Annotated in this window: 20 protein-coding genes; 10 read left to right on the top strand and 10 right to left on the bottom strand. The window is 69.8% G+C overall.

What is annotated here, in order from left to right; all coding sequences use genetic code 11:
• Positions 1–368 precede the first annotated feature (368 nt).
• From ACH4TV_RS07810 to ACH4TV_RS07795, 4 genes are all read left to right on the top strand, one after another.
• Positions 369–1034: an HAD family hydrolase gene (locus ACH4TV_RS07810; protein WP_398395228.1), complete on the top strand. Its 666-nt coding sequence runs from the start codon at positions 369–371 to the stop codon at positions 1032–1034.
• Between the two features lie 4 nt (positions 1035–1038).
• Complete coding sequence (locus tag ACH4TV_RS07805) at positions 1039–1167, top strand: hypothetical protein (RefSeq protein WP_398395226.1); 129 nt, start codon at positions 1039–1041, stop codon at positions 1165–1167.
• A 578-nt stretch (positions 1168–1745) separates the two neighbouring features.
• A complete protein-coding gene (locus ACH4TV_RS07800; protein ID WP_398395225.1) occupies positions 1746–6719 on the top strand; it encodes an NAD-glutamate dehydrogenase in 4974 nt (1657 codons plus the stop codon).
• 132 nt (positions 6720–6851) lie between these two features.
• Positions 6852–7322: a GtrA family protein gene (locus tag ACH4TV_RS07795; RefSeq protein ID WP_398395224.1), complete on the top strand. Its 471-nt coding sequence runs from the start codon at positions 6852–6854 to the stop codon at positions 7320–7322.
• A gap of 3 nt (positions 7323–7325) precedes the next feature.
• On the opposite strand, the gene ACH4TV_RS07790 is transcribed toward ACH4TV_RS07795, so the two are convergent.
• The gene (locus tag ACH4TV_RS07790) at positions 7326–8129 is read right to left on the bottom strand and encodes an ABC transporter ATP-binding protein (protein ID WP_398395222.1); all 804 of its coding nucleotides are present in this window, start codon (positions 8127–8129) and stop codon (positions 7326–7328) included.
• A complete protein-coding gene (locus ACH4TV_RS07785) occupies positions 8122–9039 on the bottom strand; it encodes an ABC transporter permease (protein ID WP_398395220.1) in 918 nt (305 codons plus the stop codon). Before ACH4TV_RS07785 ends, ACH4TV_RS07790 begins: the two co-directional genes overlap by 8 nt.
• Before the next feature lie 228 nt (positions 9040–9267).
• On the opposite strand from ACH4TV_RS07785, the gene ACH4TV_RS07780 reads away from it, so the two are divergent.
• Entirely contained in the window at positions 9268–9903 is a 636-nt protein-coding gene (locus ACH4TV_RS07780; RefSeq protein WP_398395219.1) for a TetR/AcrR family transcriptional regulator, read from the top strand.
• 88 nt (positions 9904–9991) lie between these two features.
• Here the strand turns inward: ACH4TV_RS07780 and ACH4TV_RS07775 are convergent, their stop codons facing one another.
• On the bottom strand, positions 9992–10183 hold the full coding sequence (locus ACH4TV_RS07775; protein WP_398395217.1) for a hypothetical protein: 192 nt from the start codon (positions 10181–10183) through the stop codon (positions 9992–9994).
• A gap of 190 nt (positions 10184–10373) precedes the next feature.
• Between ACH4TV_RS07775 and ACH4TV_RS07770 the strand changes: the two genes are divergently transcribed.
• From ACH4TV_RS07770 to ACH4TV_RS07760, 3 genes are all read left to right on the top strand, one after another.
• Entirely contained in the window at positions 10374–11525 is a 1152-nt protein-coding gene (locus tag ACH4TV_RS07770) for a histidine kinase (RefSeq protein WP_398395215.1), read from the top strand.
• An 82-nt stretch (positions 11526–11607) separates the two neighbouring features.
• On the top strand, positions 11608–12252 hold the full coding sequence (locus tag ACH4TV_RS07765) for a response regulator (protein WP_398395213.1): 645 nt from the start codon (positions 11608–11610) through the stop codon (positions 12250–12252).
• Positions 12253–12274: 22 nt separating this feature from the next.
• The gene (locus tag ACH4TV_RS07760; RefSeq protein ID WP_398395211.1) at positions 12275–13174 is read left to right on the top strand and encodes a class I SAM-dependent methyltransferase; all 900 of its coding nucleotides are present in this window, start codon (positions 12275–12277) and stop codon (positions 13172–13174) included.
• Here the strand turns inward: ACH4TV_RS07760 and galE are convergent.
• Together galE and ACH4TV_RS07750 are read right to left on the bottom strand one after the other, a co-directional pair.
• Entirely contained in the window at positions 13095–14099 is a 1005-nt protein-coding gene (gene galE, locus ACH4TV_RS07755) for a UDP-glucose 4-epimerase GalE (RefSeq protein ID WP_398395209.1), read from the bottom strand. The genes ACH4TV_RS07760 and galE overlap by 80 nt on opposite strands.
• A 115-nt stretch (positions 14100–14214) precedes the next feature.
• On the bottom strand, positions 14215–15507 hold the full coding sequence (locus ACH4TV_RS07750; RefSeq protein WP_398395207.1) for a glycosyltransferase 87 family protein: 1293 nt from the start codon (positions 15505–15507) through the stop codon (positions 14215–14217).
• Between the two features lie 90 nt (positions 15508–15597).
• On the opposite strand from ACH4TV_RS07750, the gene ACH4TV_RS07745 reads away from it, so the two are divergent.
• Positions 15598–17127 carry a glycosyltransferase family 39 protein gene (locus tag ACH4TV_RS07745; RefSeq protein WP_398395205.1) on the top strand — a complete coding sequence of 510 codons (1530 nt, stop codon included), beginning with the start codon at positions 15598–15600 and terminating at the stop codon, positions 17125–17127.
• Here the strand turns inward: ACH4TV_RS07745 and ACH4TV_RS07740 are convergent.
• Entirely contained in the window at positions 17090–17584 is a 495-nt protein-coding gene (locus tag ACH4TV_RS07740) for a MarR family winged helix-turn-helix transcriptional regulator (RefSeq protein ID WP_398395203.1), read from the bottom strand. The genes ACH4TV_RS07745 and ACH4TV_RS07740 overlap by 38 nt on opposite strands.
• A 115-nt stretch (positions 17585–17699) precedes the next feature.
• Between ACH4TV_RS07740 and ACH4TV_RS07735 the strand changes: the two genes are divergently transcribed.
• The gene (locus tag ACH4TV_RS07735) at positions 17700–18113 is read left to right on the top strand and encodes an organic hydroperoxide resistance protein (protein ID WP_398395201.1); all 414 of its coding nucleotides are present in this window, start codon (positions 17700–17702) and stop codon (positions 18111–18113) included.
• Positions 18114–18282: 169 nt separating this feature from the next.
• On the opposite strand, the gene ACH4TV_RS07730 is transcribed toward ACH4TV_RS07735, so the two are convergent.
• The 4 genes from ACH4TV_RS07730 to ACH4TV_RS07715 form a co-directional block, all read right to left on the bottom strand.
• Positions 18283–20574: a CDP-glycerol glycerophosphotransferase family protein gene (locus ACH4TV_RS07730; RefSeq protein WP_398395200.1), complete on the bottom strand. Its 2292-nt coding sequence runs from the start codon at positions 20572–20574 to the stop codon at positions 18283–18285.
• Positions 20575–20707: 133 nt separating this feature from the next.
• A complete protein-coding gene (locus ACH4TV_RS07725) occupies positions 20708–21586 on the bottom strand; it encodes a carbohydrate ABC transporter permease (RefSeq protein ID WP_398395198.1) in 879 nt (292 codons plus the stop codon).
• Positions 21586–22962: a carbohydrate ABC transporter permease gene (locus tag ACH4TV_RS07720; RefSeq protein ID WP_398395196.1), complete on the bottom strand. Its 1377-nt coding sequence runs from the start codon at positions 22960–22962 to the stop codon at positions 21586–21588. Before ACH4TV_RS07720 ends, ACH4TV_RS07725 begins: the two co-directional genes overlap by 1 nt.
• Before the next feature lie 10 nt (positions 22963–22972).
• Positions 22973–24352: an ABC transporter substrate-binding protein gene (locus tag ACH4TV_RS07715; protein ID WP_398395195.1), complete on the bottom strand. Its 1380-nt coding sequence runs from the start codon at positions 24350–24352 to the stop codon at positions 22973–22975.
• Positions 24353–24466: the final 114 nt, after the last annotated feature.

Below are 24466 nucleotides of genomic sequence, written 5' to 3'. Positions count from 1 at the left end.
TCGGGGCCCCCGGCCCCGTCGGGCCTGGGGCCCCCCCCCGGGGGGGGGCCCCCCCGGGGGGGGGGGGGGGGGGGGGGGGGGGGGGGGGGGGGGGGTTTTCGCCCCCGCCGCCCCTACCCGTCCCATCCCTTCCTGGGGGCTGCGCCCCCAGACCCCCGCTACGGCCCTGAACGGGCCTTGTCCTCAAATGCCGGACGGGCTGGAGATGCCGGCCAGCGCTCGAGAGGTACCGCCTGGGCTGAAGACACGGCGGTGCGGGCGGGTGGGAAAGAAGCTGGGGCTGGACGGGACTTCTCCTCAAACGCCGGACGGGCTGGGGGGAGGCGGGGGTTTGTCCGGTTGTCAGTGGTGGGGGGTACGTTCTTCGTATGGGGAAGCACGGAGCGGCGCACATCGTGTGGGACTGGAACGGGACTCTGTTTCATGACACCGATGCCGTCATAGGGGCGACGAACGCGGCATTCGCCGAGCTGGAGCTGGAGCCGATCACGCTGGAGCAGTACAGGGAGCTGTACTGCGTGCCCGTGCCGCGGTTCTATGAGCGGCTGCTCGGGAGGCTGCCCACGGACGCCGAGTGGGCTGTCATGGACGAGGTCTTCCACCGGTACTACACACAGCACCGGGTGGCGTGCGAGCTGGCCGTGGGCGTGCGGGATCTGCTCGCCGGGTGGCAGTCGGCGGGGCGCAGTCAGTCCATTCTCAGCATGTACGGGCACGACGAACTCGTCCCGCTGGTCCGGGGATTCGGCATCGAGCCGCACTTCATACGTGTCGACGGGCGGACCGGGCCCTCCGGCGGCAGCAAGGCCGAGCACATGGTGCGTCACCTCGGTGCGCTGACCGGCGTCGAGGCCGCGCGCACGGTGGTGATCGGGGACGCCGCCGACGACGCGATCGCCGCCCGGCACGTGGGTGCGCTGGCCGTGCTCTACACCGGTGGCTCCCATGGCCGGGCCAGCCTCGAAGCGGTGGGCGTGCCCGTGGTGGACAGTCTGGAGGAGGCGGTCGCGGAGGCCGAGCGGCTGGCCGCGTGATGCGGTGTCGCCGATCGTCGAGCGGCTGGTCGTCCCCACGCGGGCCGTCGGCGTGCGCCGCGAGCACAGTCCTACCGGGCTGCGCGTCGTACCCGTGGTGATTTCGGCCCTTCCGGCGGCGCCGAACGTGTGACTGGTGGGGTGGGAGTGGCCGGATCGCCTGCCGCTCTCCCCTGCTGCTGTCGTGGTGGGTGCCCTGCCCGTCGCTCCCGTTCGCCCCGGGCTGGCGGCTTCGTCGGCGGGGCCGGTGGGCCGGTGGGGGCGTCTGGGCCCTCTCTTTTCTCCTCCTGTGCAGAACGGCAAACTTCGTGACCCGGTTTTGTACACAAACGGCTCATGACGGGGCCCCCGTCATGAGCGATAGCCTTATGGCGTGATCAGCGCGATACGTCGCGGGGGCGTCCACGTCCCTGCCATGCGCCCGGAGTGCACGGACCACATCCGTGCCCGGGTGGTGATCGCTGGTCGGCGCGGGCGGGACGGAACCCCGAGGGTTCCCATGACGCCGTACGCATCCCGCGGACCGGCGCTGCCGAGAGCAGTGTCACACTCCGCCGGGGTGCCGAGAATGGCCGATAACCCCTCGCTCTTCCCACCCCGCGGCATAGCGTCGGAACAGACCGGAGACCCCGCGTCGAGGCGTTGTGCCGGGGGAGGAACCCGTACTTCCTTCTACGTCACGCAACGGCGCGCGACAGGAGCCAGAGGACAATGCAGACCAAGCTGGACGAAGCCAAGGCCGAGCTGCTCGAAAGGGCCGCCCGGGTAGCTGAGAACAGCCCGGTCGGGGGGCACCTACCGACTGGGACGACACGTGAAACCACGCCCGGCGGAGATCCCGGAACCCCGGACCACGACACCGTGCTCGCGTTCCTCCAGCGCTATTACCTGCACACAGCCCCGGAGGACCTCGCCGACCGCGACCCGGTCGACGTCTTCGGCGCCGCCTTCTCGCACTACCGGCTGGGCGAGACACGTCCGCAGGGCACGGCGAGCGTGCGGGTGCACACCCCGACCGTCGAGGAGAACGGCTGGACGTGCAGCCACTCCGTCGTCGAGGTCGTCACCGACGACATGCCCTTCCTCGTCGACTCGGTCACCAACGAGCTGTCCCGGCAGGGGCGCGGCATCCATCTCGTCGTCCATCCGCAGTTCGTCGTACGACGGGATCTGACCGGGAAGCTCATCGAGGTCCTGCCGGCCCGGGGCGCCGGGAGTGCGGCGGGCGGGGGCGGCGAGCTGCCGCACGACGCGCACATCGAGTCGTGGATCCATGTCGAGATCGACCGCGAGACCGACCGCGCCGATCTGAAGCAGATCACCAACGACCTGCTGCGCGTGCTGTCCGACGCCCGTGAGGCCGTCGAGGACTGGGAGAAGATGCGCGACTCCGCGCTGCGCATCGCCGAGGAAATGCCCAAGGAGCCGACCGCCGACGACCTGCGCGACCAGGACGTCGAGGAGGCGCGGGAGCTGCTGCGCTGGCTCGCGGACGACCACTTCACCTTCCTCGGCTACCGCGAGTACGAGCTGCGGGGGGACGACTCGCTGGCCGCCGTACCCGGTACCGGGCTCGGGATCCTGCGGTCCGATCCGCACCACTCCGGTGACGAGGGGCACCCGGTCAGCCCGTCCTTCGAGCGACTGCCCGCCGACGCCCGCGCCAAGGCCCGTGAGCACAAGCTTCTCGTACTGACGAAGGCGAACAGTCGCTCCACCGTTCACCGGCCCTCCTACCTCGACTACGTCGGGGTCAAGAAGTTCGACGAGAACGGCGACGTCGTCGGCGAGCGGCGGTTCCTGGGGCTGTTCTCCTCCGCCGCCTACACCGAGTCCGTGCGGCGGGTTCCCGTTGTCCGGCGCAAGGTCGACGAGGTGCTGAGGGGCGCCGGGTTCTCGCCCAACAGCCATGACGGGCGCGACCTGCTCCAGATCCTGGAGACCTACCCCCGCGACGAGCTCTTCCAGACCCCGCCCGACGAACTCCGGGCCATCGTCACCTCGGTGCTCTACCTCCAGGAGCGGCGCCGGCTGCGGCTCTACCTCCGCCAGGACGAGTACGGGCGTTACTACTCCGCCCTCGTCTATCTGCCGCGCGACCGGTACACCACCGGTGTACGGCTGCGGATCATCGACATCCTGAAGGAGGAACTCGGCGGTACCAGCGTCGACTTCACCGCCTGGAACACCGAGTCGATTCTTTCGCGGCTGCACTTCGTCGTCCGGGTTCCGCAGGGGACCGAGCTGCCGGAGCTGTCCGACAGCGACAAGGATCGGATCGAGGCGCGGCTCGTCGAAGCCGCCCGGTCCTGGGCCGACGCCTTCTCCGAGGCTCTCAACGCCGAGCTGGGTGAGGAGCGCGCCGCCGAGCTGCTGCGCCGGTACGGGAACGCCTTCCCCGAGGGATACAAGGCCGACCACAATCCACGCGCCGCCGTCGCCGACCTCGTCCACCTCGAAAAGCTGGGCGTCGGCACGAACTTCGCGCTCAGCCTCTACGAGCCGGTGAGCGCCGCGCCCGGTGAGCGCCGCTTCAAGATCTACCGCACCGGTGAGTCCGTCTCGCTGTCCGCCGTACTCCCCGTCCTCAACCGGCTCGGCGTCGAGGTGATCGACGAGCGGCCGTACGAGCTGCGCTGCTCGGACCGGAGCGCCGTCTGGATCTACGACTTCGGGCTCCGGTTGCCCAAGTCGCTGAGCAGCGGCGGGGATTATCTCGGGGACGACGGCCGGGAGCGTTTCCAGGAGGCGTTCTCGGCCACCTGGACCGGGCAGGCCGAGAACGACGGCTTCAACGCGCTGGTGCTGAGCGCCGGCCTCAACTGGCGTCAGGCGCTGGTGCTTCGGGCGTACGCCAAGTACCTGCGGCAGGCCGGGTCCACGTTCAGCCAGGACTACATGGAGGACACCCTCCGCAACAACGTCCACACCACCCGGTTGCTCGTGTCGCTGTTCGAGGCGCGGATGTCGCCGGACCGGCAGCGGGCCGGAGTCGAGCTGACCGACGCCCTCCTCGAGGAGCTGGACGCGGCTCTCGACCAGGTGGCCTCCCTCGACGAGGACCGCATCCTGCGGTCCTTCCTGACCGTCATCAAGGCGACCCTGAGGACGAACTTCTACCAGGAGGGCATGGGCGGCAAGCCGCACGACTACGTCTCCATGAAGTTCGACCCGCAGGCCATCCCGGACCTGCCGGCACCGCGTCCGGCGTACGAGATCTGGGTCTACTCGCCGCGGGTCGAGGGCGTGCACCTGCGGTTCGGGAAGGTCGCGCGCGGTGGGCTGCGCTGGTCGGACCGGCGGGAGGACTTCCGTACGGAGATCCTCGGGCTGGTCAAGGCGCAGATGGTGAAGAACACCGTCATCGTGCCGGTCGGCGCCAAGGGCGGGTTCGTCGCCAAGCAGCTGCCGGATCCGAGTGTGGATCGGGACGCGTGGCTCGCGGAGGGGGTCCGCAGCTACAAGACCTTCATCTCGGCGCTCCTCGACATCACCGACAACCTGGTGGGCGGCGAGGTCGTGCCGCCCGCCGACGTCGTCCGGCACGACGAGGACGACACCTACCTCGTCGTCGCCGCCGACAAGGGCACCGCGACCTTCTCGGACATCGCCAACGAGGTCGCCCAGGCGTACAACTTCTGGCTCGGGGACGCTTTCGCCTCCGGTGGCAGCGCCGGGTACGACCACAAGGGCATGGGCATCACCGCGCGCGGCGCCTGGGAGTCCGTCAAGCGGCACTTCCGTGAGCTGGGCGTCAACACGCAGACCGAGGACTTCACCGTCGTGGGTGTCGGTGACATGAGCGGTGACGTGTTCGGGAACGGCATGCTGCTGAGTGAACACATTCGGCTTGTCGCCGCTTTCGACCACCGGCACATCTTCATCGACCCGAAGCCGGACGCGGCGACGTCGTACGCGGAACGGCGGCGCATCTTCGAGCTGCCGAGGTCCAGTTGGGCCGAGTACGACAGCGCGCTCATCTCGTCCGGCGGCGGGATCTTCCCCCGTACCGCCAAGGCCATTCCGGTCAACGCGCACATCCGGGAGGCCCTCGGCATCGAGGCCGGGGCCGGCAAGATGACGCCGGCCGACCTGATGAAGGCGATCCTCCAGGCGCCGGTCGACCTCCTGTGGAACGGCGGCATCGGGACGTACGTCAAGTCGAGTACGGAGTCGCACGCCGACGTCGGTGACAAGGCCAACGACTCCATCCGGGTCGACGGCGGTGACCTGCGCGTCAAGGTCGTCGGCGAGGGCGGCAACCTCGGGCTCACCCAGCTCGGGCGGATCGAGTTCGCGCAGCGCGGCGGGAGGATCAACACCGACGCCATCGACAACAGCGCGGGCGTGGACACCTCCGACCACGAGGTGAACATCAAGATCCTGCTCAACACCCTTGTCGCGGAAGGCGACATGACAGTCAAGCAGCGCAACAAGCTGCTCGCCCAGATGACCGACGAGGTCGGCGGGCTCGTCCTGCGCAACAACTACGCGCAGAACGTGGCCATCTCCAACGCCCTCGCCCAGTCCAAGGACATGCTCCACGCCCAGCAGCGCTTCATGCGCCACCTGGTGCGGGAGGGCCATCTGGACCGGGCTCTCGAATTCCTCCCGACCGACCGGCAGATCCGCGAACGGCTCAGCGGTGGACAGGGATTGACCGGTCCGGAGACGGCCGTGCTGCTGGCGTACACGAAGATCACGGTGGCGGACCAGCTGCTGCACACCTCGCTGCCCGAAGACCCGTATCTGCGCAGCCTGTTGCACGCCTACTTCCCGAGCGCGCTGCACAAGAAGTTCTCCGAGCAGATCGACGGGCACGCGCTGCGCCGCGAGATCATCACGACGGTCCTCGTCAACGACACGGTCAACACGGGCGGTACGAGCTTCCTGCACCGGCTGCGTGAGGAGACCGGTGCCTCACTGGAGGAGGTGGTGCGGGCGCAGACCGCGGCTCGCGCGATCTTCAACTCCAGTGCGGTGTGGGACGGGGTCGAGGCGCTCGACAACACGGTCGAGGCCGCCGTCCAGACCCGGATCCGCCTTCACTCGCGGCGACTTGTCGAGCGCGGCACCCGCTGGCTGCTCAACAACCGGCCGCAGCCGCTGCAACTCACGGAGACCATCGAGTTCTTCGGGACGCGGGTCGGTGAAGTCTGGTCCCAGGTGCCCAAGTTGCTGCGTGGCGCGGATCTGGAGTGGTACCAGAAGATCTACGACGAGCTGACGGACGCCGGCGTCCCCGACGAACTCGCCACGCGGGTCGCGGGCTTCTCGTCCGCCTTCCCGACGCTGGACATCGTCTCGGTCGCCGACCGTGCGGGACGCGACCCGATGGACGTCGCCGAGGTGTACTACGACCTCGCCGACCGTCTCCACATCACCCAGCTGATGGACCGCATCATCGAGCTGCCGCGCGCCGACCGCTGGCAGTCCATGGCCCGCGCGTCGATCCGCGAGGACCTGTACTCGGCCCACGCGGCCCTCACCGCGGACGTCCTCCTGGTCGGCAACGGCACGTCGACGCCCGAGCAGCGCTTCAAGGCGTGGGAGGAGAAGAACGCGGCGATCCTGGGCCGGGCGCGCACGACCCTGGACGAGATCCAGAGCTCGGACTCCTTCGACCTGGCGAACCTGTCGGTCGCGATGCGCACGATGCGGACGCTGCTGCGGACGCGTTCCTAGTCGGTACGTGAACAGAGGCGCCCCGGGCTGTGACGGCCGGGGCGCCCCTGTTTTCTTGCCAGTTCTTAGCGAAAGCCAGGCAAGGAATTTACGGTTTCCTGCTACCCGGGACTGCGTGGATAAAGTGCGCGAGTGAGTGTGAATGTCTCGGAGAGTGCGGATAGTACGGAGAACGCGGCGGACCGGCTGGTCCCTTCCGTCCGGCCGGTGCGGCGGGTAATCCTCGAAGCGGTGAAATTCGGGGCCGTCGGCGGCAGCGGTGTGCTCGTGAACTTCCTGTTCTTCAACCTGCTGCTGCACGGGTTCGGCCGACGGGCGATGACGGCGACCGTACTGGCCAGCCTCATCGCGATGGGCGGCAATTACCTGGGTTTCCGCTATTTCACCTACCGGGACAGGGCCTCACGTACCCGACCGCAGATCGCGCTGTTCTTCGTGTTCAGCGCGATCGGCGTCGCGATGGAAAGCGGGCTGTTCTACATCGGCTATCACGGGCTGGGGCTGAACGGTCCGGTCGAGTCGAATGCCGTGAAGGGCGTCTCGATCGTGCTCGCTTCCGCGTTCCGGTTCCTTGTCTATCGGACGTGGGTTTTCCGGCACTAGAACTCAGGCCGCCTTCTTGGCCGGGGCGTTGGTGAACGCCTCGTACTCCTTCAGTACGTCGTCGGTCGGGCCGTCCATGCGGAGTTCGCCGCGTTCCAGCCAGAGGACGCGGTCGCAGGTGTCGCGGATCGACTTGTTGTTGTGACTGACCAGGAACACCGTGCCCGCGTGCTTGCGCAGCTCGCGGATGCGGGCCTCGGAGCGCTGCTGGAACGAGCGGTCGCCGGTCGCCAGGGCCTCGTCGATCAGCAGGACGTCGTGGTCCTTGGCGGCGGCGATGGAGAAGCGCAGCCGGGCGCCCATGCCGGAGGAGTACGTCCGCATGGGCAGGGTGATGAAGTCGCCCTTCTCGTTGATCCCCGAGAAGTCGACGATGTCCTGGTAGCGCTCCTTGATCTGCTCCCGGGACATGCCCATCGCGAGACCGCCGAGATAGACGTTCCGCTCGCCCGTCAGGTCGCCCATCAGGGCCGCGTTGACGCCGAGGAGGGAGGGCTGGCCGTCCGTGTAGATGCTGCCGTTCTCCACCGGCAGCAGTCCCGCGACCGCCTTGAGCAGCGTGGACTTGCCGGAGCCGTTGGTGCCGATCAGGCCGACGGCCTCACCGCGGTAGGCGACGAAGGACACGTTCCTGACGGCGTGTACCTTGCGCACACCGGCCGCCTTCTCGCTCTGCTTGCGCCGCATCATGCGGTTGAGGGCGGCGGTCGCGGTGCCGCGTCCGGCGCCCGTGCCGTTGACCCGGTAGACGATGTCGACGTGGTTGGCGACGACGGTGGGAATCTGCTCGTTCGGGTTCTCAGCCACGGCCGTACGTCTCCTCAGCCTTCCAGAAGTAGATGAAACCGCCGACGCCCGCGGCCAGTGCCCAGCCGGTCGCGATCAGCCAGACGTGCGCGGGCAGCTGACTGGCGTGGTAGCTGTCGATCAGGGCGAAGCGCATCAGGTCGATGTAGATCGCCGCCGGGTTGGTCTCCAGGAGCACCGACACCACGTGCGGCAGGTTGTCCTTGTCGGCCAGCTTGTCGATGCTCCACATGACCCCGGACACGTACATCCAGGTGCGCAGCACGAACGGCATCAGCTGGGCGATGTCCGGAGTCGACGCGCCCATCCGGGCCATGATCATCGAGACGCCCGCATTGAACACGAACTGGAGTGCCAGGGCGGGGATGACCAGCAGCCAGGACGCGGTGACCGGGATGCCGAAGCAGAGCAGGATCACGATCAGCGCGGCCATCGAGAACAGCAGCTGCTGGAGCTGCTGGAGGCAGAAGGAGATCGGCAGGGCGGCGCGCGGGAAGTGCAGGGCCCGTACGAGGCCGAGGTTGCCGGCGATCGCACGGGTGCCCGACATGATCGAGCTCTGCGTGAACGTCCAGATGAACACGCCCGTGACCAGGAACGGGATGTAGTCCGGCACGCCGTGCTTGGTGCCCAGCAGGACGCCGAAGATGAAGTAGTAGACGGCCGCGTTCAGCAGCGGGGTCATGACCTGCCAGACCTGGCCGAGCTTCGCCTGGCTGTACTGGGCGGTGAGCTTGGCGGTGGCGAACGCGGTGATGAAGTGGCGCCGCGCCCACAGCTGACGGACGTACGCGGGCAGGGTGGGACGGGCGCCGCTGACCGAGAGGTCGTGCCGGACGGCGAGCGCGGTGAGATCGTCGTCGGTCGGAGTGACCTGCGACGGGGGCGGTGTGTGGAGGACCTGGCTCACATCCGCTGCTTTCGCTCGGGGGAGTGGAGACGGGGGTGGGGAAGGGAGTGGAGAAAGGGGCGCGCGAGCGGTTCCCTGGCCGGCGTCCCCCGCCGGTTCCCTCGGTTCCTTACGCGTTTCTTGCCGGACTCTTACGTCGGGACGGGACCGTATCGTCGCAACGGGAGCGTATTCCGATTCAGCGTCGGAACGCAACCGTCCCGTCGTAACGCCCCTATGCTGGTCCTCATGACGACGAACGCCGACGAGCCCGGGACCGCACCGGCGCGGACCCGCCGCCGGGCCCCCGCCGGAGCCGCCGTACTGCGGGAGGACGTGACGGAGGCCATTCGGGCGGCCGTCTTCGAGGAGCTGGCGTCCGTCGGATACGCCCGGATGTCCATCGAGGGCATCGCGCGCCGGGCGGGCGTGGGCAAGACGGCGGTGTACCGGCGCTGGCGTTCGAAGCTGCACCTGGTGCTCGACCTCGTCTCGGCGATCGCGGTGCAGGGACTGCCGGCGCCGGACACGGGCACCCTGGAGGGCGACCTGCGGCTGCTGTACGAACTGACGTCCCGCGCCCTGCGCCACCCGATCGCCTCGCAGGTCATCCCCGACCTCCAGGCGGAGGCGGCCCGCAATCCCGAGATCGCCGACGCCCTGCAGAAAGCGCTGCGGGAGGGGCAGGAAGGCGTCGCCAGCGGGATCGTGGCGGCGGCGGCGGAACGCGGAGAAGTCCGCCAGGGCATCGACGCGGACCTGGCCCTCGACCTGATCTCGGGGCCGCTCTACTGGCGCTCGGTCGTGATCCGCAGCCCGAAGCTGCCGAAGGGGTATCTGGAGACGCTGGCCCGGGCCACCACGGCGGCACTCAAGGCGCTGTGAACAGGACGCACCGCAAAAACGGCGGAGGGCGGGGTTCACAGCACCTGCTGTGAACCCCGCCCTCCGCCGATGCCGGCCCTCCCGATGTTCAGGCCTGATGCTGCCCCTGCGACCGCCCCTTCAGCAGGCCCATGCCCGCCCCCAGTGCCACGACTCCCATACCTGCGCTGGTCGCCAGGCCCTGCGCGCCGTCCACCGCGAAGGGCGCGACCGCCGCGACGGCGAGGTTGAACAGGAACAGGAACCAGAGGACCGGGCGGGACGAGAGCAGCGCCTTCATGGGGTTTTCCTTCCGGGGCGGGGAGCTCCTTCCGAGTGGGGGAGCCGTGAACTTCTGAGATCAACGATCCCGGGATCCGCCCGCCGCCACGAGGGAGTGCTCTCCCGAACCGATGGTGTAGCGGGCTACACCATCAGCCGGGAGCAGGGTCTCCCGCGCCCCCGCCCTTCGCTCGCCTAGCCTGATGACCATGTGGAAGACACTGCGACAAGCGGCGCGGGCCACGGTCCAGCTGGTCGCGGTCGCGATCCTGGCCTTCGGCTCGTACATATTCATCACCGTCCTGCTGATCACAGCCACCGTCTCGCTCGCGGTCATCGGCATCGGCATGCTGCCCGAGACGGTCCTGCTCATCCGCCGGATCGCCGGCACCAAGCGGCGGATGGCGACCGAGTGGTCGGGCGTGGAGATCCCCGAGGCGTATCTGCCCATCGAGGGCAAGCTGAAGGAGAAGCTGCGCACGGTGGTCCGCGACCCCGGTACGCACACCGACCTGCGCTGGATGGCCGCGCACTACGTGTACGGGGCCCTGCCGCTGCTGATGATCCCGCTCTGGCCGGTCGGTCTGGTCGTCGACGGTGTGTGGTGCGGGCTGCTGGGCCGCAAGGCCGTCGTCCTTCCGCTGATCAGCAGGCTCGCCGACCTCGACGCGTCCTGGTCGGCCACCCTGCTCAAGCCCTCGCCCAAGGCGGATCTCGTCGAGCGCGTCGAACAGCTGAAGGCGACCCGGGCCGACGCCGTCGCCGCGCACGGAGCCGAACTCCGGCGCATCGAAAGGGACCTGCACGACGGCGCCCAGGCCCGCCTGGTCTCCCTGTCCATGCGGATCGGCCTCGCGAAACGGGCGTACGACCGTGACCCGGACGCCGCCCGCAAGCTGCTGGAGGACGCGCAGGACCAGGCCGAGGAGGCGCTGACCGAGCTGCGCAACGTCGTACGCGGCATCCATCCGCCGATCCTCACCGACCGGGGTCTGGTGGGCGCGGTACGGGCGCTCGCGTCGAGCAGCGGCCTTGAGGTCGGCGTCCACGACGACGGCGTGGAGGACGGCGTACGGGCCCCCGCGGCCGTGGAGGCCGCCGCCTACTTCGTGATCGCCGAGGCCTTGACGAACGCGGCGAAGTACAGCGGCTCGCCGACGGCCTGGGTCGAACTCGCCCGTGTCCCCAGGGGGTTGAAGGTCCGGGTGGGCGACCACGGCCAGGGCGGCGCCGACGAGAAGGGCGGCACCGGACTGGTCGGGATGCGGCGCCGGGTGGCCGCACTGGACGGAAGCGTGGACGTGTCGAGCCCGGTCGGGGGGCCGACCGTGATCGAGGTGGAGCTGCCGTGCGTATGGTGAGCGCGACCGCCGCCGCACCGAAGAGATCGACCGGATCCAGCCGTACGGGATCCAGCCGGACCGGATGGAGAACAGGACCGTCATGCGCGTAGTGATCGCCGAGGACAACGCCCTGCTGAGGCAAGGGCTCGTCCTGCTGCTGACGTCGGCCGGACATGATGTCGTGGCCGTCGCGAGCAGTGGCCCCGAGGTGCTGCCGGCCATCCTCGAACACCGTCCGGACGCCGCCGTCCTGGACGTCCGGATGCCGCCCGGCTTCCGCGACGAGGGTCTGCGCGCCGCGCTGGAGGCGAGGGAGCAGATCCCCGGCCTCCCGGTGCTCGTCCTCTCCCAGTACGTGGAGGAGTCGTACGCGGCGGAGCTGCTGGGCGGCGGGGCGAGCGGTGTCGGCTACCTGCTCAAGGACCGCATCGGCAGGGTCGACGAGTTCCTCGACGCCCTGGAGCGGGTCGCCGACGGCGGCACGGCCCTCGACCCCGAGGTCGTCGCCGAGCTCCTCACCCGCCGCAAGAACTCCCCCCTCGACTCCCTCACGCCGCGCGAGCGCGAGGTCCTCAAGCTGATGGCGGAGGGCCACGACAACACGATGATCGCCAAGAACCTGGTGGTCACGGAGCGCTCGGTCAGCAAGCACATCGGCAACGTGTTCCTGAAGCTGGGCCTGCCCCCGACCGACAGCGGACACCGCAGGGTCCTGGCGGTACTGGCGTACCTGAACAACCAGTAGGACCCTCGACAGGGTGACCCGCATGTCCGACGCCTCCTCGCGCACCGCCCGCTTCTACGACCGGCTCGCCGACGACTACCACCTCGTCTACGCCGACTGGGACGCGAGCGTCGCACGGCAGGGCGAGAGCCTCGACCGGATCATCAGGGCGTGGCTCGGCCCCGGTGCCTCGGCGGTGCTCGACTGCGCCTGCGGGATCGGCACCCAGGCCATCGGGCTGGCGATGCGCGGATACGACGTCGTCGGGACCGATGTCAGCGGGGTGGCCGTCGGGCGGGCCGTGCGGGAGGCCGCGGCGCGGGACGTGCGGGTGCGGTGCGGAGTGGCCGACATGCGCCGACTGCCCTTCGGGGACGGGATGTTCGACGTGGTCGTCTGCGCCGACAACGCCCTTCCGCATCTGCTCACCGAAGCGGATGTGCGCGCCGCCCTGGCCGGGATGCGGCGCGCGCTGCGGGACGGCGGCCTGCTGCTGATCAGCACGCGGCCGTACGACGAGATCCGCGCCGACCGGCCCGCCGCCACCCCGCCCGGCGTGTCGCACACCGGGGGCGGCCGGGCCGTCGGCTTCCAGCTCTGGAACTGGCACGCGGACGGGGAACGGTACGACCTCGAACACTTCCTCCTGGAGGAACGCGGAGGAGGGGGCGAAGGAGAGGGAAGGGAAGAGGGAAGGGAAGAGGGAAAGGGGGACGGAGAAGGAGACGAGTGGTCCGTGAAGGTGCGGCGGGCCACCTACTGGGCGCTCGGGCAGCGGGAGTTGGCCGGGTTCGTCGCCGACTCGGGCTTCTCCGACGTGACATGGGAGGAGCCGGCGGCAACCGGCTTCTTCCAGCCGCTCCTTATCGCCCGGGCAGCGCCGGGGGCGATGGCGTCGCCGCCTCCGGATGCAGCCGCAGCCAGCCCTCCCACGCCGACGTGATCATGTCCTGGACGTCGTGCTTCGCCTTCCAGCCCAGCTCCGTCGCGATGCGGTCGGCCGAGGCCACGACCCTCGCCGGGTCGCCGGGGCGGCGCGGGCCGACGACCGGGGGCAGGGTGTGGCCCGTCGCCTCGTTGACCTGGTCGATCATCTCGCGGACCGAAACCCCCTCTCCCCGGCCGATGTTGAGGGTGAGTTCACGGCCCGGCGTCGCCTCCAGCGCCCGCGCCGTCGCCACATGGGCCTCCGCCAGGTCCACCACGTGGATGTAGTCCCGTACGCAGGTGCCGTCCGGGGTCGGGTAGTCGTCGCCGAAGACGCGCGGGGGTACGTGGTCCGTCAGGCGTTCGAAGATCATGGGGACGATGTTGAAGACGCCCACATCAGCCAGTTCCGGGGTCGCCGCGCCGGCCACGTTGAAGTAGCGGAGGCAGGCGGTGGACAGGCCCGTTGCCCTGCCCGTCGCGCGGACCAGCCACTCGCCCGCCAGTTTCGTCTCGCCGTACGGGCTCATCGGGGCGCACGGCGTCTCCTCCGTCACCAGGGTCACGTCCGGCATGCCGTACACCGCCGCCGAGGACGAGAACACGAAGGAGGCGACCCGGGCCGCCGTCACCGCGTCGAGCAGGACACGCAGGCCCTCCACGTTCTCCCGGTAGTAGTGCAGGGGGCGGTCCACCGACTCGCCCACCTGCTTCTTCGCCGCCAGATGGACCACACCCGTCACGTCGTGGGCCCGCAGGGCGCGCGCCAGGCCCTCGCCGTCCAGGGTCGAACCGACCACCAGCGGTACGCCGTCCGGCACCCGCTCGGCGATTCCGGTGGACAAGTCGTCGTACACCACGGTTCGTTCGCCCGCCTCGGTCATCGCGCGGACGACGTGCGCCCCGATGTATCCGGCTCCGCCGGTGATCAGCCAGGTCATGTGCGGCCATCCCCTCGTGTGGTCGGTGGGTCACGTCCCGTGACAGAGGAGAGTCAACCAGGAGGCGGGTGTCGTCCCACAGTGCGTGATTTTGGGCTTTGCCAGTTAACTCCCGTTACGAGGCACTTGGTTCCCGCTCGGGGATCGGATGAACGGACGGGGCGGGAGATGGAGACACGGAAGGAGGCGAGGAAGGAGACGGCACTGTGGCCGGGCGGGCCGAGCGCCACAGCCGTACGAGGGACAGGATCGCGGCCGTGGCCAGCAGACCGTTGCGGACGACCATCACCGTGACGCCCGTCCAGGTGCGGTCGATGACCTCGGCGTACAGGACCGGGTAGTCCAGCCCGCTGGCCGCGGCGGCGGCCACCAGCAGCCAGGCCACCGGGCGCTGACTGGTGTGCCGTGAGGTCAGGCACACGGCGGCCAGTCCGAGCAGCCACACCATGTACTGCGGGCTGACCACCCGGCTGGTGACCGTGAAGAGGAGTACGGCGGTCAGCGCCGCGTCGTACGGCGTCGCCTCCGTCCAGCGCCGGGCCCGGACCCGCCACAGCAGCAGCACCCCGAACGCCACGACCGTGAGCGCCAAGGACAGCGCCGCCACGGTGGAGACGTACGGGCCCACGAACTCCATCGCGCCGTACTGGTAGCGCACGTGCCCCTCCCACCCGGCGTGCGTGGCGAGGGAGAGCGCGGTACCGCCGAACGACTCGATCTGCACGCCCCGCCCGCCCTGCTGGCGCAGGAAGGAGAACGGGTCGCTGAAAGCCGCCGCCAGGAGTGCCAGCGCGGCCGTCGCCGTGACCGTCGAGGACCGCCACGCCGACCGGGTCACGGGCCCCCTGGGGGTGCCGAGGAGCACCAGTGCGGGCCAGACCTTCACCAGGGCGCCGAGCGCCGCGAACGCGCCGCACGCGCGCGGGGAGCGCGACAACGTCAACAGGGAGATGACGGCGAACGCGGTGACCTGCACGTCGTAACGGGCGAGCGGCACATGGAGGAGGAGCGGCAGGCTCGCCGTCCAGTACACGGCACCGCGCAGGGAACGGCCAGGGAGCCTTCCCGCGCGCGTGAGGGCGATCAGGATCAGGACGTCGGCGGCGAGTGTGAGCGCCACGAACGCCTCGAAGTAGGTCAGCATCGGCAGCAGCGCGGGCGACAGCAGCACCGGACCCGCGCCCGGCGGGTACTGCCACAGCGTGTCCTGCGCGGGGAAGGCGCCCTGCGTGAGGACGCCGTACCAGCGGAAGTACAGCCGCTGCACCTCGCGCGCCACACCGCCGCCGCCGAGCAGCGGGATGTCGTCGTGGACCAGCATCCACAGCATCAGCGCACGGGAGGCGGCCCAGCAGACGGTGAGGGAGAGGAGGGTGAGGAGGCGGGGCTTGGTGGGGGGTCTCGTCACGGCGGGATCGTAAGCCGCATGGATGTCGAATTCGTGTCATTTCGTCATCAATCGCCAACGAAGGTTCTCTCATCGCACAAAATCAGGCCCGTGATCAACACGCCGATGAACAAGGAGATGAACAAGAAGACGGTCGCCGTCGTCGCCCCCATGGCCGTCATGCTGGTGATCGCGTGCTGGGGGCTCGACCGGGGCGGCATATGGCGTGACGAGGCGGCGACCTTCCAGGTCGCGCGGCGCACGGTGCCGCAGATCTGGCGGCTGCTGCACGAGGTCGACGCCGTGCACGGCCTGTACTACCTGCTGATGCGGCCCGTCCTCGCCGTCCACCCCGGCGAGGTGCTCCTGCGGCTCCCGTCCGTCGCCGCGGCGGTCGCGACCGTCGGCCTGGTCGCGGCCCTCGGCACCCGGCTGGCCCGGCCGCGCGTCGGACTCTGGGCGGGCCTCCTCTACGCGGTCACGCCGATGGTCGGCCACTACGCGCAGGAGGGCCGCTCGTACGCGATGGTCGCGGCCGGCGCCACCGGCGCGACGCTGCTGCTCGTACGGGCGGTCGGCGGCCGTTCCTGGACGGCGTACGGAGTAGTCCTCGCCGTCACCTGCCTCCTCCACGAGTTCGCCGTACTGCTGCTCCTGGCGCACGCGCTGACCCTCGCGCTCGCCCACGCCCCCCGGCGGGTCTGGGCGGGCTGGCTGTGCGCGGCCGGAGCCGTGACGCTGGCGCTGCTCCCGCTGGCGCTGCTCTCGCACGCCCAGTCGGCACAGGTGGCGTGGCTGCGCCCACCAGGACAGGACAGTGTCGACCGGCTCGTGCACCAGTTCGTCGCCCCGACGGACGAGATCCTCGCGCCCTGCCTGATCCTCATGTACGTGGCGCTGCGCCGCCCCTGGAGCCCGCGGGGCCACGCCCACGGCAGGGGATTGACGCTCCCCGCCGTCGCCCTCCCCCTGCTCCTCGTACCCCCCGCGACCCTCATGGCCGTCTCCCAGTGGTCGCCGCTCTACGACGCCCGCTATGTGCTGTACGCCCTCGCCGGCGCCCCCCTGCTCGTCGCCGCCGGGGCCGACCGGATCGCACGGGCCGTGCCGCGGCTGCCCCGGGTCACCGTCACGGTCGCCGGGGCGCTGGCCGTGGCCCTCGTCTGCGCGCACCAGTTCCCGCTGCTGCGCCAGGACCGTTCCATGGCCCAGCGCGGCGGCGACAACCTCGCCACCGCCTCCGCCCTCGCGGCCCGCGAACTGCGCCCCGGCGACCCGGTGTTGTTCCTGCCGTCCATCGGACGGCGCTCGGCGCTGGCGTACCCCAAGGGATTCCGCGGGACCCGGGACGTGGCCCTCGGCGCCTCCGCGCGCGCGTCCGGCACGCTGTACGGCGTCGAGGTGGGCCCGGACGCGCTGCGGCGGCGGCTGGCGGGGCTGGACCAGGTGTGGCTGGTCGCCGAGCCGTACGCCCTGCGCACGTCCTGGTCCCCGGGCAGCCCCACCGAGCGGGTCAAGCGGGCGGCGGTGGAGGAGGAGTTCGAGCCGCGACGGGAGTTCAAGGGCAGCGGGGTGACGCTGCGACTCTACGAGCGCAGGCCGTCTACGCCTCCAGGGCCGCCGCGTCCAGGGCGACGGTGAGCTCGTCGAGACGGGCCCGCAACGCGCGGATCTCCTCCACGTCGAAGCTGGTCGCGGCGACGATCCGGCGCGGTACCTGAAGCGCCCGCTCGCGCAGCGCGAGGCCCTCCTCGGTCGCCCGCACCTCCACCGACCGCTCGTCCCGGGCGCTGCGCTCGCGCCGGACGAGACCTGCCGTCTCCAGCCGCTTGAGCAGCGGTGACAGTGTGCCGGAGTCGAGGCGCAGGTGTTCGCCGACCTTCTTCACGGGCAGCCGGCCGTGCTCCCACAGCACGAGCATCACCAGGTACTGCGGGTAGGTGAGGCCGAGGTCCTTGAGGACCACGCGGTAGACGCCGTTGAAGGCGCGGGACGCCGCGTTCAGCGAGAAGCAGATCTGCTGGTCGAGACGGAGGAAGTCCTCTGCGGGGGTGGTGGGTGTAGCTGACATGTCTCCAGGATACCTCTTGTCCGTCATCTAGTTGTGCACAATTGAATTGTGTGCTCTACTTATCTCCACAAGGAGCTCCGCGGGAAGCCGGGAAGCTCCGAAACTGACTGACCTGCTTGATGTGATGAGAGGGACGGGTTCCATGGACGCGATCTACACCGCAGTCGCCACCGCCACGCACGGCCGCGAGGGCCGCGCCGTCAGCTCCGACGGCAAGGTGGACCTCGCGCTGGCCATGCCGGTGGAGCTGGGTGGCAACGGCGCCGGAACCAACCCGGAGCAGCTCTTCGCCGCCGGTTACGCCGCCTGCTTCGGCAGCGCCCTCGGCCTCGTCGGCCGCAACGCCAAGATCGACGTCAGCGACGCCGCCGTGACCGCCGAGGTCGGCATAGGCAAGCAGGGCGAGGGCTTCGGCCTCAAGGTCACCCTGCGCGTCGAGCTGCCCGACTCCGTCGACGCCGAGGCCGGCCGCAAGCTGGTCGAGCAGGCCCACCAGGTCTGCCCGTACTCCAACGCGACCCGCGGCAACATCGAGGTCGACCTCGTCATCGAGTAGTACACCGAGCAGCAACCTGTACGTGACCTGCCCGCGCCGGCGTTGATGCCGGCGCGGGCACCGTCATGGGACGGCCGGGGCGTCCGGCCGGCCGCCAGGTGGTCGGCCGGGTCGGAGTGGGCCGCGACGGACTCGACGGCATGGGAACTCCCCGTGCGGGTAACGGTGTTCAGGAGCCGTTGTGGACGGGCACGGCATCGGCACAGGCCTCGGCGCCGGGATGCGGATGCGGCACGCTCGTGAGCGGCGCATTGACGAACGCGTCCGCCGCCGACGGCACCGGGTGGCGCTCGGCGAGCGGAGTGACCGGCGCCGACCCCGCCGTCTCGCCCAGCACCAGCCGCCGTACGACCCGTTCGGCGGCGCGCCCGTCGTCGTACGGGCAGAACCGCTCGCGGAAGGCGGCCCGCAGCTGCGCGGAGCGCGAACCGCGCCAGTGGCCGGTCGCGAAGATGTCGATCAGCTCGTCCTCGCTGCGCGAGACCGCGCCCGGCGGGAAGGCACGCAGGTCGAAGTAGGTGCCACGGGCCGCCTCGTACGCCTCCCAGTCGTCCGAGTGGATCACGATCGGCCGGTTCAGGTTGGCGTAGTCGAACATCAGGGAGGAGTAGTCGGTGATCAGCGCGTCCGAGGCGAGGCACAGCGACTCGACGCTCGGATGTCCGGTCACGTCGATCAGCCGACCGCCGGACGCGTGCGTCAGCGGGGCGTCGTAGAGGTGGTGGGCGCGGACCAACAGGACGAAACGCGGGCCGAGTTGGCGCAGGACGCGCTCCAGGTCGAGGGTGTGGCGAGGGCCGCGGAGATAGTCGCGGTGCGTGGGCGCGTACAGGATCGCGACCGAGCCCTCCGGGATGCCGAGCGACTCGCGCAGCCGGGTCACGTCCGTCGAAGTCGCCTGCTGGAACACGTCGTTGCGGGGCTGCCCGGTCTCCAGGGTGGCGTAGCCGCCGGGGAAGACGCGCTCCCATACGAGGGTGGAGTGGCGGTTGGCGGACAGGCAGTGGTCCCAGGTGTCGACGTCCGCGAGGAGCGCGGTGAAGTCGGTGTCACGGGCGGCGGCCGGCCGGTCCTGGAGGTCGAGGCCCATCTGCTTCAGCGGCGTCCCATGCTGGGTCTGGATCACCACCTGCCCGGCCCGCTTCACAAACCGCTCCTCCCAACTCACGTTGCTCACCAGGTACTTGGAGCGGGCCAGCGCCGTCCAGTAGGCGGCGGTGCCGGGCCGGACCCGGGCGGTCGCCGTCGGGAGCGTGTGATGGTGCTCGGGCCGGGCGACCCACGCCGTACGCATCCTGGGCACGAAAGAGCGGAACGCGGCTTCCAGGGCACCCGGGTTGCAGCCGTACCCGCGCCCGGAGTGACTGGTGAAGACGGCCCGGTCGGCGCGCAGCGGCAGTCGCAGCTGCACCCGGTAGTGCAGCCGCAGGGCCGTTGAACGGACGCTCCGGGCAAGGGACTTGACGAGGCGGGTGGTGTGCCGGCGCAGCGCGGACACGAGCCGTACCGCTCGATACGTGCGGTAGCTGCCCGTCCGGACGAGAAGGTGCCTGAGGCGCGCGTGCAGCGGCACGGAGGCGCCCGGGACGCGGTAACGGCGGTAGTGAGCACGCGACTTGCGCAGGAACTCGGCGCGGGCGCCGCGCGGCAGCCGGTCGGTCCTGGCCAGCACCGACATCAGCTGGTCGACCATCCGCCGGAACAACACCGGCCGCCAGTGCGTGAGTTCGGGGTGCGCGTCGACGAACGCGAAGACACGGTCGTACTGCTCGTGGATGTCGACGTGCCCCTGGTCGGCGACGGGAAGGGCCTCGGTGTGCTGCCGCTTTTGGCGGTGGTGGACGCAGACCCGGTCCAGGGTCGCGACCGACTCGGCGGCCAGCAGCGCCGGGACCGTCCAGGGGGTGTCCGTGTGGGCGCCGGGCGGGAAGACGAGGCCCTCACGCTCGGCGAACTCCCGCCGGTACGCCTTGTTCCAGGCCACCAGCGGCAGTTTGAGCAGCCCCGGCCGGTCGTCGAGCCGGAAGGGGACGGGACCCTGCTCGGTGAGCTGCCCGAGGAACGGGCTGCGGACGATCGCGCCGGTCCAGAAGGAGTGCGCGTGGTCGTAGACGACGACGTCCGGATCGCCCGCCTCCTTGATCCGGTCGGCGATCGCCCGCAGCGCGTCCGGGGCGAGGGTGTCGTCGCCGTCGAGGAAGACGAGGTAGTCCCCGGTCGCGTGCTCGACGCCCGCGTTGCGCGCCCGGCCCACCCCGCCGTTCTCCGGCAGATGGACCGGGCGCACCCGGGCGTCGCGGGCCGCGAACTCGTCGACGAGCGCACCGCAGGCATCGGGCGAGCAGTCGTCGACGGCGATCACTTCTAGATCCGGATACGACTGGCCGAGCACCGATTCCAGGCATTCGTGCAGGTAGGCCTGAACTTTGTACGCGGGGACGATGACACTGAACCTGGGCAAGACACATCCATGGGTCGGCGGGTCGGCGCGGGCATACTGCCCGGCAACGGCCGATGGAGTGACTTGGTTACGCCGATTGCGGCATGTGGGGGACGGTAACCGGTGGTCTGGGGTGATGAGAGTTCTTATCCGGTTACTTGACCGCTCCCGCCATCACCCCCGACACGAACTGCCGCTGGAACGCGAAGAACACGGCCAGCGGGATCACCATCGAGATGAACGCGCCCGGCGCCAGCACCTCGATGTTGCTGCCGAACTGCCGTACCTGCTGCTGAAGAGCGACCGTCAGCGGCTGCGACTCCGAGTCGGAGAACACCAGCGCGACCAGCATGTCGTTCCACACCCACAGGAACTGGAAGATCCCCAGGGACGCGATCGCGGGCGCGGCGAGCGGCAGGACGACGGTCGCGAACAGCCTGATCTCGCCCGCTCCGTCCAGCCGGGCCGCCTCCAGCAGCTCACGCGGGATCTCCGCGAAGAAGTTCCGCAACAGGAAGATCGCGAACGGCAGCCCGAACCCCACATGGAACAGCACCACCCCGATGATCTCGCCGAAGATCCCGAGCTTCCCGTAGAGGTCGGAGAGCGGGATCAGCGCCACCTGCACGGGTACGACGAGGAGCGCGACGACGACCAGGAACCACCAGTCGCGCCCCTTGAAGTCCATCCACGCGAAGGCGTACCCGGCCATCGCGCCGATGAGGACGACGAGGAGCGTCGCCGGGACCGTGATCCAGATGGTGTTGAGGAGGGAGCCGGTGATCGCGTCGTTCTTCAGCAGCGTCTCGTAGCTCTTGGCGGTCAGCTGGCCGGGAGCCGTGAACACCTTCCACCACCCGGAGGTGGAGATGTCCGCCGGGTCGCGGAACGACGACATCAGCAGCCCGAGCGTCGGCACCATCCAGATGAGCGCCACGAGGATCAGGAAGAAGCGCATCACGCCGCCGGCCGCGCTGCTCGCCACCCGGGCGGCGAACGAGCGTTTGGCGCGCACGGTCGTGTCGAGAGCCATCACCGCTGACGCTCCTTCCTCAGTCGACGGAGATTGACGAACATCACCGGCAGGACGAGCAGCAGCAGAATGACGCCGATCGCGCTGCCGACGCCGTAGTTGCCGCCACCGCCGAACGACGACAGGAACAGCTGGAGCGCGAGGACGTTGGCGTCGTCCTGACTGGGCTGCGGAGCGATGATGTAGACGAGGTCGAACACCTTCATCACGTTGATCATCAGCGTGACGAGGACGACGACCAGCACGGGTGCGAGGAGCGGGACGGTGACCCGGCGGAACACCTGCCACTCGTTGGCGCCGTCGACCCGGGCGGCCTCCAGCAGATTCCGGTCCACCCCGGCGAGCCCCGCCGCGATGAGAACCATGGCGAACCCGGCCCACATCCACGTGTAGCTGCCGATGATGGCCGGGGTGACGAGAGCCGGACCGAGCCAGTCGATCCCGTTGTAGGCGGCGGCGAAGTTCGAGCCGGGCAGACGCAGTTGGGCCCCTTCGGCGTCGGCGGGCAGGCTGAAGGTGCCGTCGGCGCGGCTGGTCGCCGAGGCGACCACCTTCCCGTCCTTCACGGCCTCGACCTTCACGCCGGTCAGCGCCTTCTCACCCGCGTCGACCTGCCCCTTCGTACCGCCACCGCCGAGCTTGAAGTCCAGCCAGACGGTGCCGTTGATCCCGGAACCGGTGGCGTCGGCGCTCTTCGCGTCCTCGGGCGTGCCGGGGAGCTTGTTGGGGGCGATGCCCACGAGGGGGAGGAGAGCGGGGGTGCCCGGGCTGACGGTTCCGGTGGAGGTGAACGAGCCGCCGCCGGACGACTTGAGGTCGCTGGCCTGGGCGTTCGGGCGGGCCTTCGGATAGACGGACGAGTCGACGAAGGCGTCGTGCACCGACGTCACGATCGCGTTGGCGACACCCTGGTTCGGGTCCGCCTCGTAGACGAGACGGAAGATGATGCCCGCCGCGAGCATCGAGATCGCCATCGGCATGAAGACGATCAGCTTGAACGCCGTACCCCAGCGCACCCGTTCGGTCAGCACCGCGAAGATCAGACCGAGCGCGGTGACGAGGGCGGGCGCGACGGCCACCCAGATCGCCGTGTTGCGTACGGCGGTCAGCGTGGCGTCGTTCGTGAAGATGTCGCCGTAGTTCTCCAGGCCGACGAAGCCCGAGCCGTCGGCGTCGTAGAGGCTGCGCCAGACCGAGTATCCGATGGGGTAGACGACGAGCGCGCCGAGCAGCACCAGGGCGGGCAGCAGGAAGAGTCCCGCCACCCACCAGCGGGTGCCGGTCACCCTCCGCCGACGTGGGGTGGGCGCGGTGGGTGAGACGGGAGTTGTGGGGGCGGTGGAAGCGTCGGGGGGCTTGTTCTCCTTGGAGTCCATGCCGGGGCCGTCAGCTGCTCTTGTACGCCTTGGCGGCGTCCGTCTCTAGTTTCTGCTGGGTGCCCGCGATGTCCTTCGGGTTCTTCAGGAAGTCCTGGAGGTACTTCCACTCGCCGGTGCCCTGGGTACCGCCGAAGGCCGCCGGGGCCTGGTCGGACATGTCGAAGCGGAAGTCGTCGCCGGCCTCGATGAGGGCCTTGGCGATGTCCCGGGTGACGTCGTCCTTGTAACTGGTCTGGTCCATCTCCTTGCTGGGGGAGAGGAAGCCGCCCTGGGCCGCCCAGATCTCGGCAGCGTCGGTCGAGCCGAGGAAGGTCAGCAGGGCCTGGGCGCCCGCGCCGTCCTTGAGGGCCACGGCGACATCGCCGCCGCTGACGACGGGCGCCTGGTCGCCGACCGCCGGGAACGGGAAGACCTTCGCGTCCGTTCCGATCTTGGCCTTCGTGTCCGCGTTGATGTTGGCGGCCACGAAGTCGCCCTCGAAGACCATCCCGGCCGGGGTGTCACCGGAGAAGGTCTGGGTGACCGACTTCGGGAACTCCGTCCCCAGCGCGCCCTTGCGGCCGCCGGCGAGGAGCTCGTCCTTGCCCCAGAGCTCGGCGAGCGTGGTGAGGGCGTCCTTGACGGAGGGGTCGGTCCACTTGATCTTGTGCTCGGCGAGCTGGTCGTACTTCTCCGGGCCGGCCTGCGAGAGATAGATGTTCTCGAACCAGTCGGTGAGGGTCCAGCCGTCGGCGCCGCCCACGGAGACGGCGGGGGAGCCGGCGTCGGAGAGGGTCTGGGCGGTGGCGACGAAGTCCTTCCAGGTGGTGGGGGTGTCGGTGATGCCCGCGGCTTCGAAGGCGGCGGTGTTGTACCAGACCAGGGACTTGTTGGCGGCCTTGACATAGATGCCGTACTGCTTGCCCTCGAAGGCGCCGAGGTCCTTCCAGCCGGCGGAGAAGTTCTTGTCGAGCTGGGCCTGCGCGTCCGCGCCGAGAGGCTTGATCCAGCTCTTCTCGGCGAACTGGTGCAGTACGCCGACCTGCGGCAGGAACGCGACGTCCGGCGGCTGGCCGCCCTGGATCTTCGTACCGAGGAACGTGGAGGTGTTGTTGCCGGTCGGCACGAAGTTGACCTTCGCGCCGGTGCGCTTCTCGAACTCCTTCAGGACCTGGGTGAAGTTCTCCTGCTCGGGCCCCGTCCAGACGGCGGCGACTTCTAACGTCTGCCCGTCGAGCTTGGGGAGCTGGACGGAGGCGGAGGTGTCACCGCCGGTGCCTTTGCTGGTGCTGGTGCCGCCCGGGCTGTCGTCGTCGGAGCCGCAGGACGTGAGGGTGAGGGCGAGGGCGGTGGCGGAGAGGGCGGCCAGTGTTTTGGCTGTGCCGCGTGTACGAAGGTTGCTGCTCATGTCTGCCCCGTTCGTTCGGCGTTGAACGTGTTCGGCGCTGTCGCGTGGGCTCTGGTCTACGCCGGGTCGTTGGGGTCGGCAAGAGCGCCTGCGCTGTCAAGCGGACGATCGTGA

The organism is Streptomyces sp. NPDC020898, from assembly GCF_044333925.1.
Taxonomy (GTDB): Bacteria; Actinomycetota; Actinomycetes; order Streptomycetales; family Streptomycetaceae; genus Streptomyces.
This window is presented reverse-complemented; position numbering and strand designations above follow the sequence as displayed.

What these genes read in the sequence shown, in the direction of transcription:
- ACH4TV_RS07810 (WP_398395228.1), top strand. Translation starts at nt 369, where the DNA reads ATGGGGAAGCACGGAGCGGCGCACATCGTGTGGGACTGGAACGGGACT.
- ACH4TV_RS07800 (WP_398395225.1), top strand. Translation starts at nt 1,746, where the DNA reads ATGCAGACCAAGCTGGACGAAGCCAAGGCCGAGCTGCTCGAAAGGGCC.
- ACH4TV_RS07780 (WP_398395219.1), top strand. Translation starts at nt 9,268, where the DNA reads ATGACGACGAACGCCGACGAGCCCGGGACCGCACCGGCGCGGACCCGC.
- ACH4TV_RS07775 (WP_398395217.1), bottom strand. Translation starts at nt 10,183, where the DNA reads ATGAAGGCGCTGCTCTCGTCCCGCCCGGTCCTCTGGTTCCTGTTCCTG.
- ACH4TV_RS07770 (WP_398395215.1), top strand. Translation starts at nt 10,374, where the DNA reads ATGTGGAAGACACTGCGACAAGCGGCGCGGGCCACGGTCCAGCTGGTC.
- ACH4TV_RS07765 (WP_398395213.1), top strand. Translation starts at nt 11,608, where the DNA reads ATGCGCGTAGTGATCGCCGAGGACAACGCCCTGCTGAGGCAAGGGCTC.
- ACH4TV_RS07760 (WP_398395211.1), top strand. Translation starts at nt 12,275, where the DNA reads ATGTCCGACGCCTCCTCGCGCACCGCCCGCTTCTACGACCGGCTCGCC.
- galE (WP_398395209.1), bottom strand. Translation starts at nt 14,099, where the DNA reads ATGACCTGGCTGATCACCGGCGGAGCCGGATACATCGGGGCGCACGTC.
- ACH4TV_RS07740 (WP_398395203.1), bottom strand. Translation starts at nt 17,584, where the DNA reads ATGACGGACAAGAGGTATCCTGGAGACATGTCAGCTACACCCACCACC.
- ACH4TV_RS07735 (WP_398395201.1), top strand. Translation starts at nt 17,700, where the DNA reads ATGGACGCGATCTACACCGCAGTCGCCACCGCCACGCACGGCCGCGAG.
- ACH4TV_RS07725 (WP_398395198.1), bottom strand. Translation starts at nt 21,586, where the DNA reads ATGGCTCTCGACACGACCGTGCGCGCCAAACGCTCGTTCGCCGCCCGG.
- ACH4TV_RS07720 (WP_398395196.1), bottom strand. Translation starts at nt 22,962, where the DNA reads ATGGACTCCAAGGAGAACAAGCCCCCCGACGCTTCCACCGCCCCCACA.
- ACH4TV_RS07715 (WP_398395195.1), bottom strand. Translation starts at nt 24,352, where the DNA reads ATGAGCAGCAACCTTCGTACACGCGGCACAGCCAAAACACTGGCCGCC.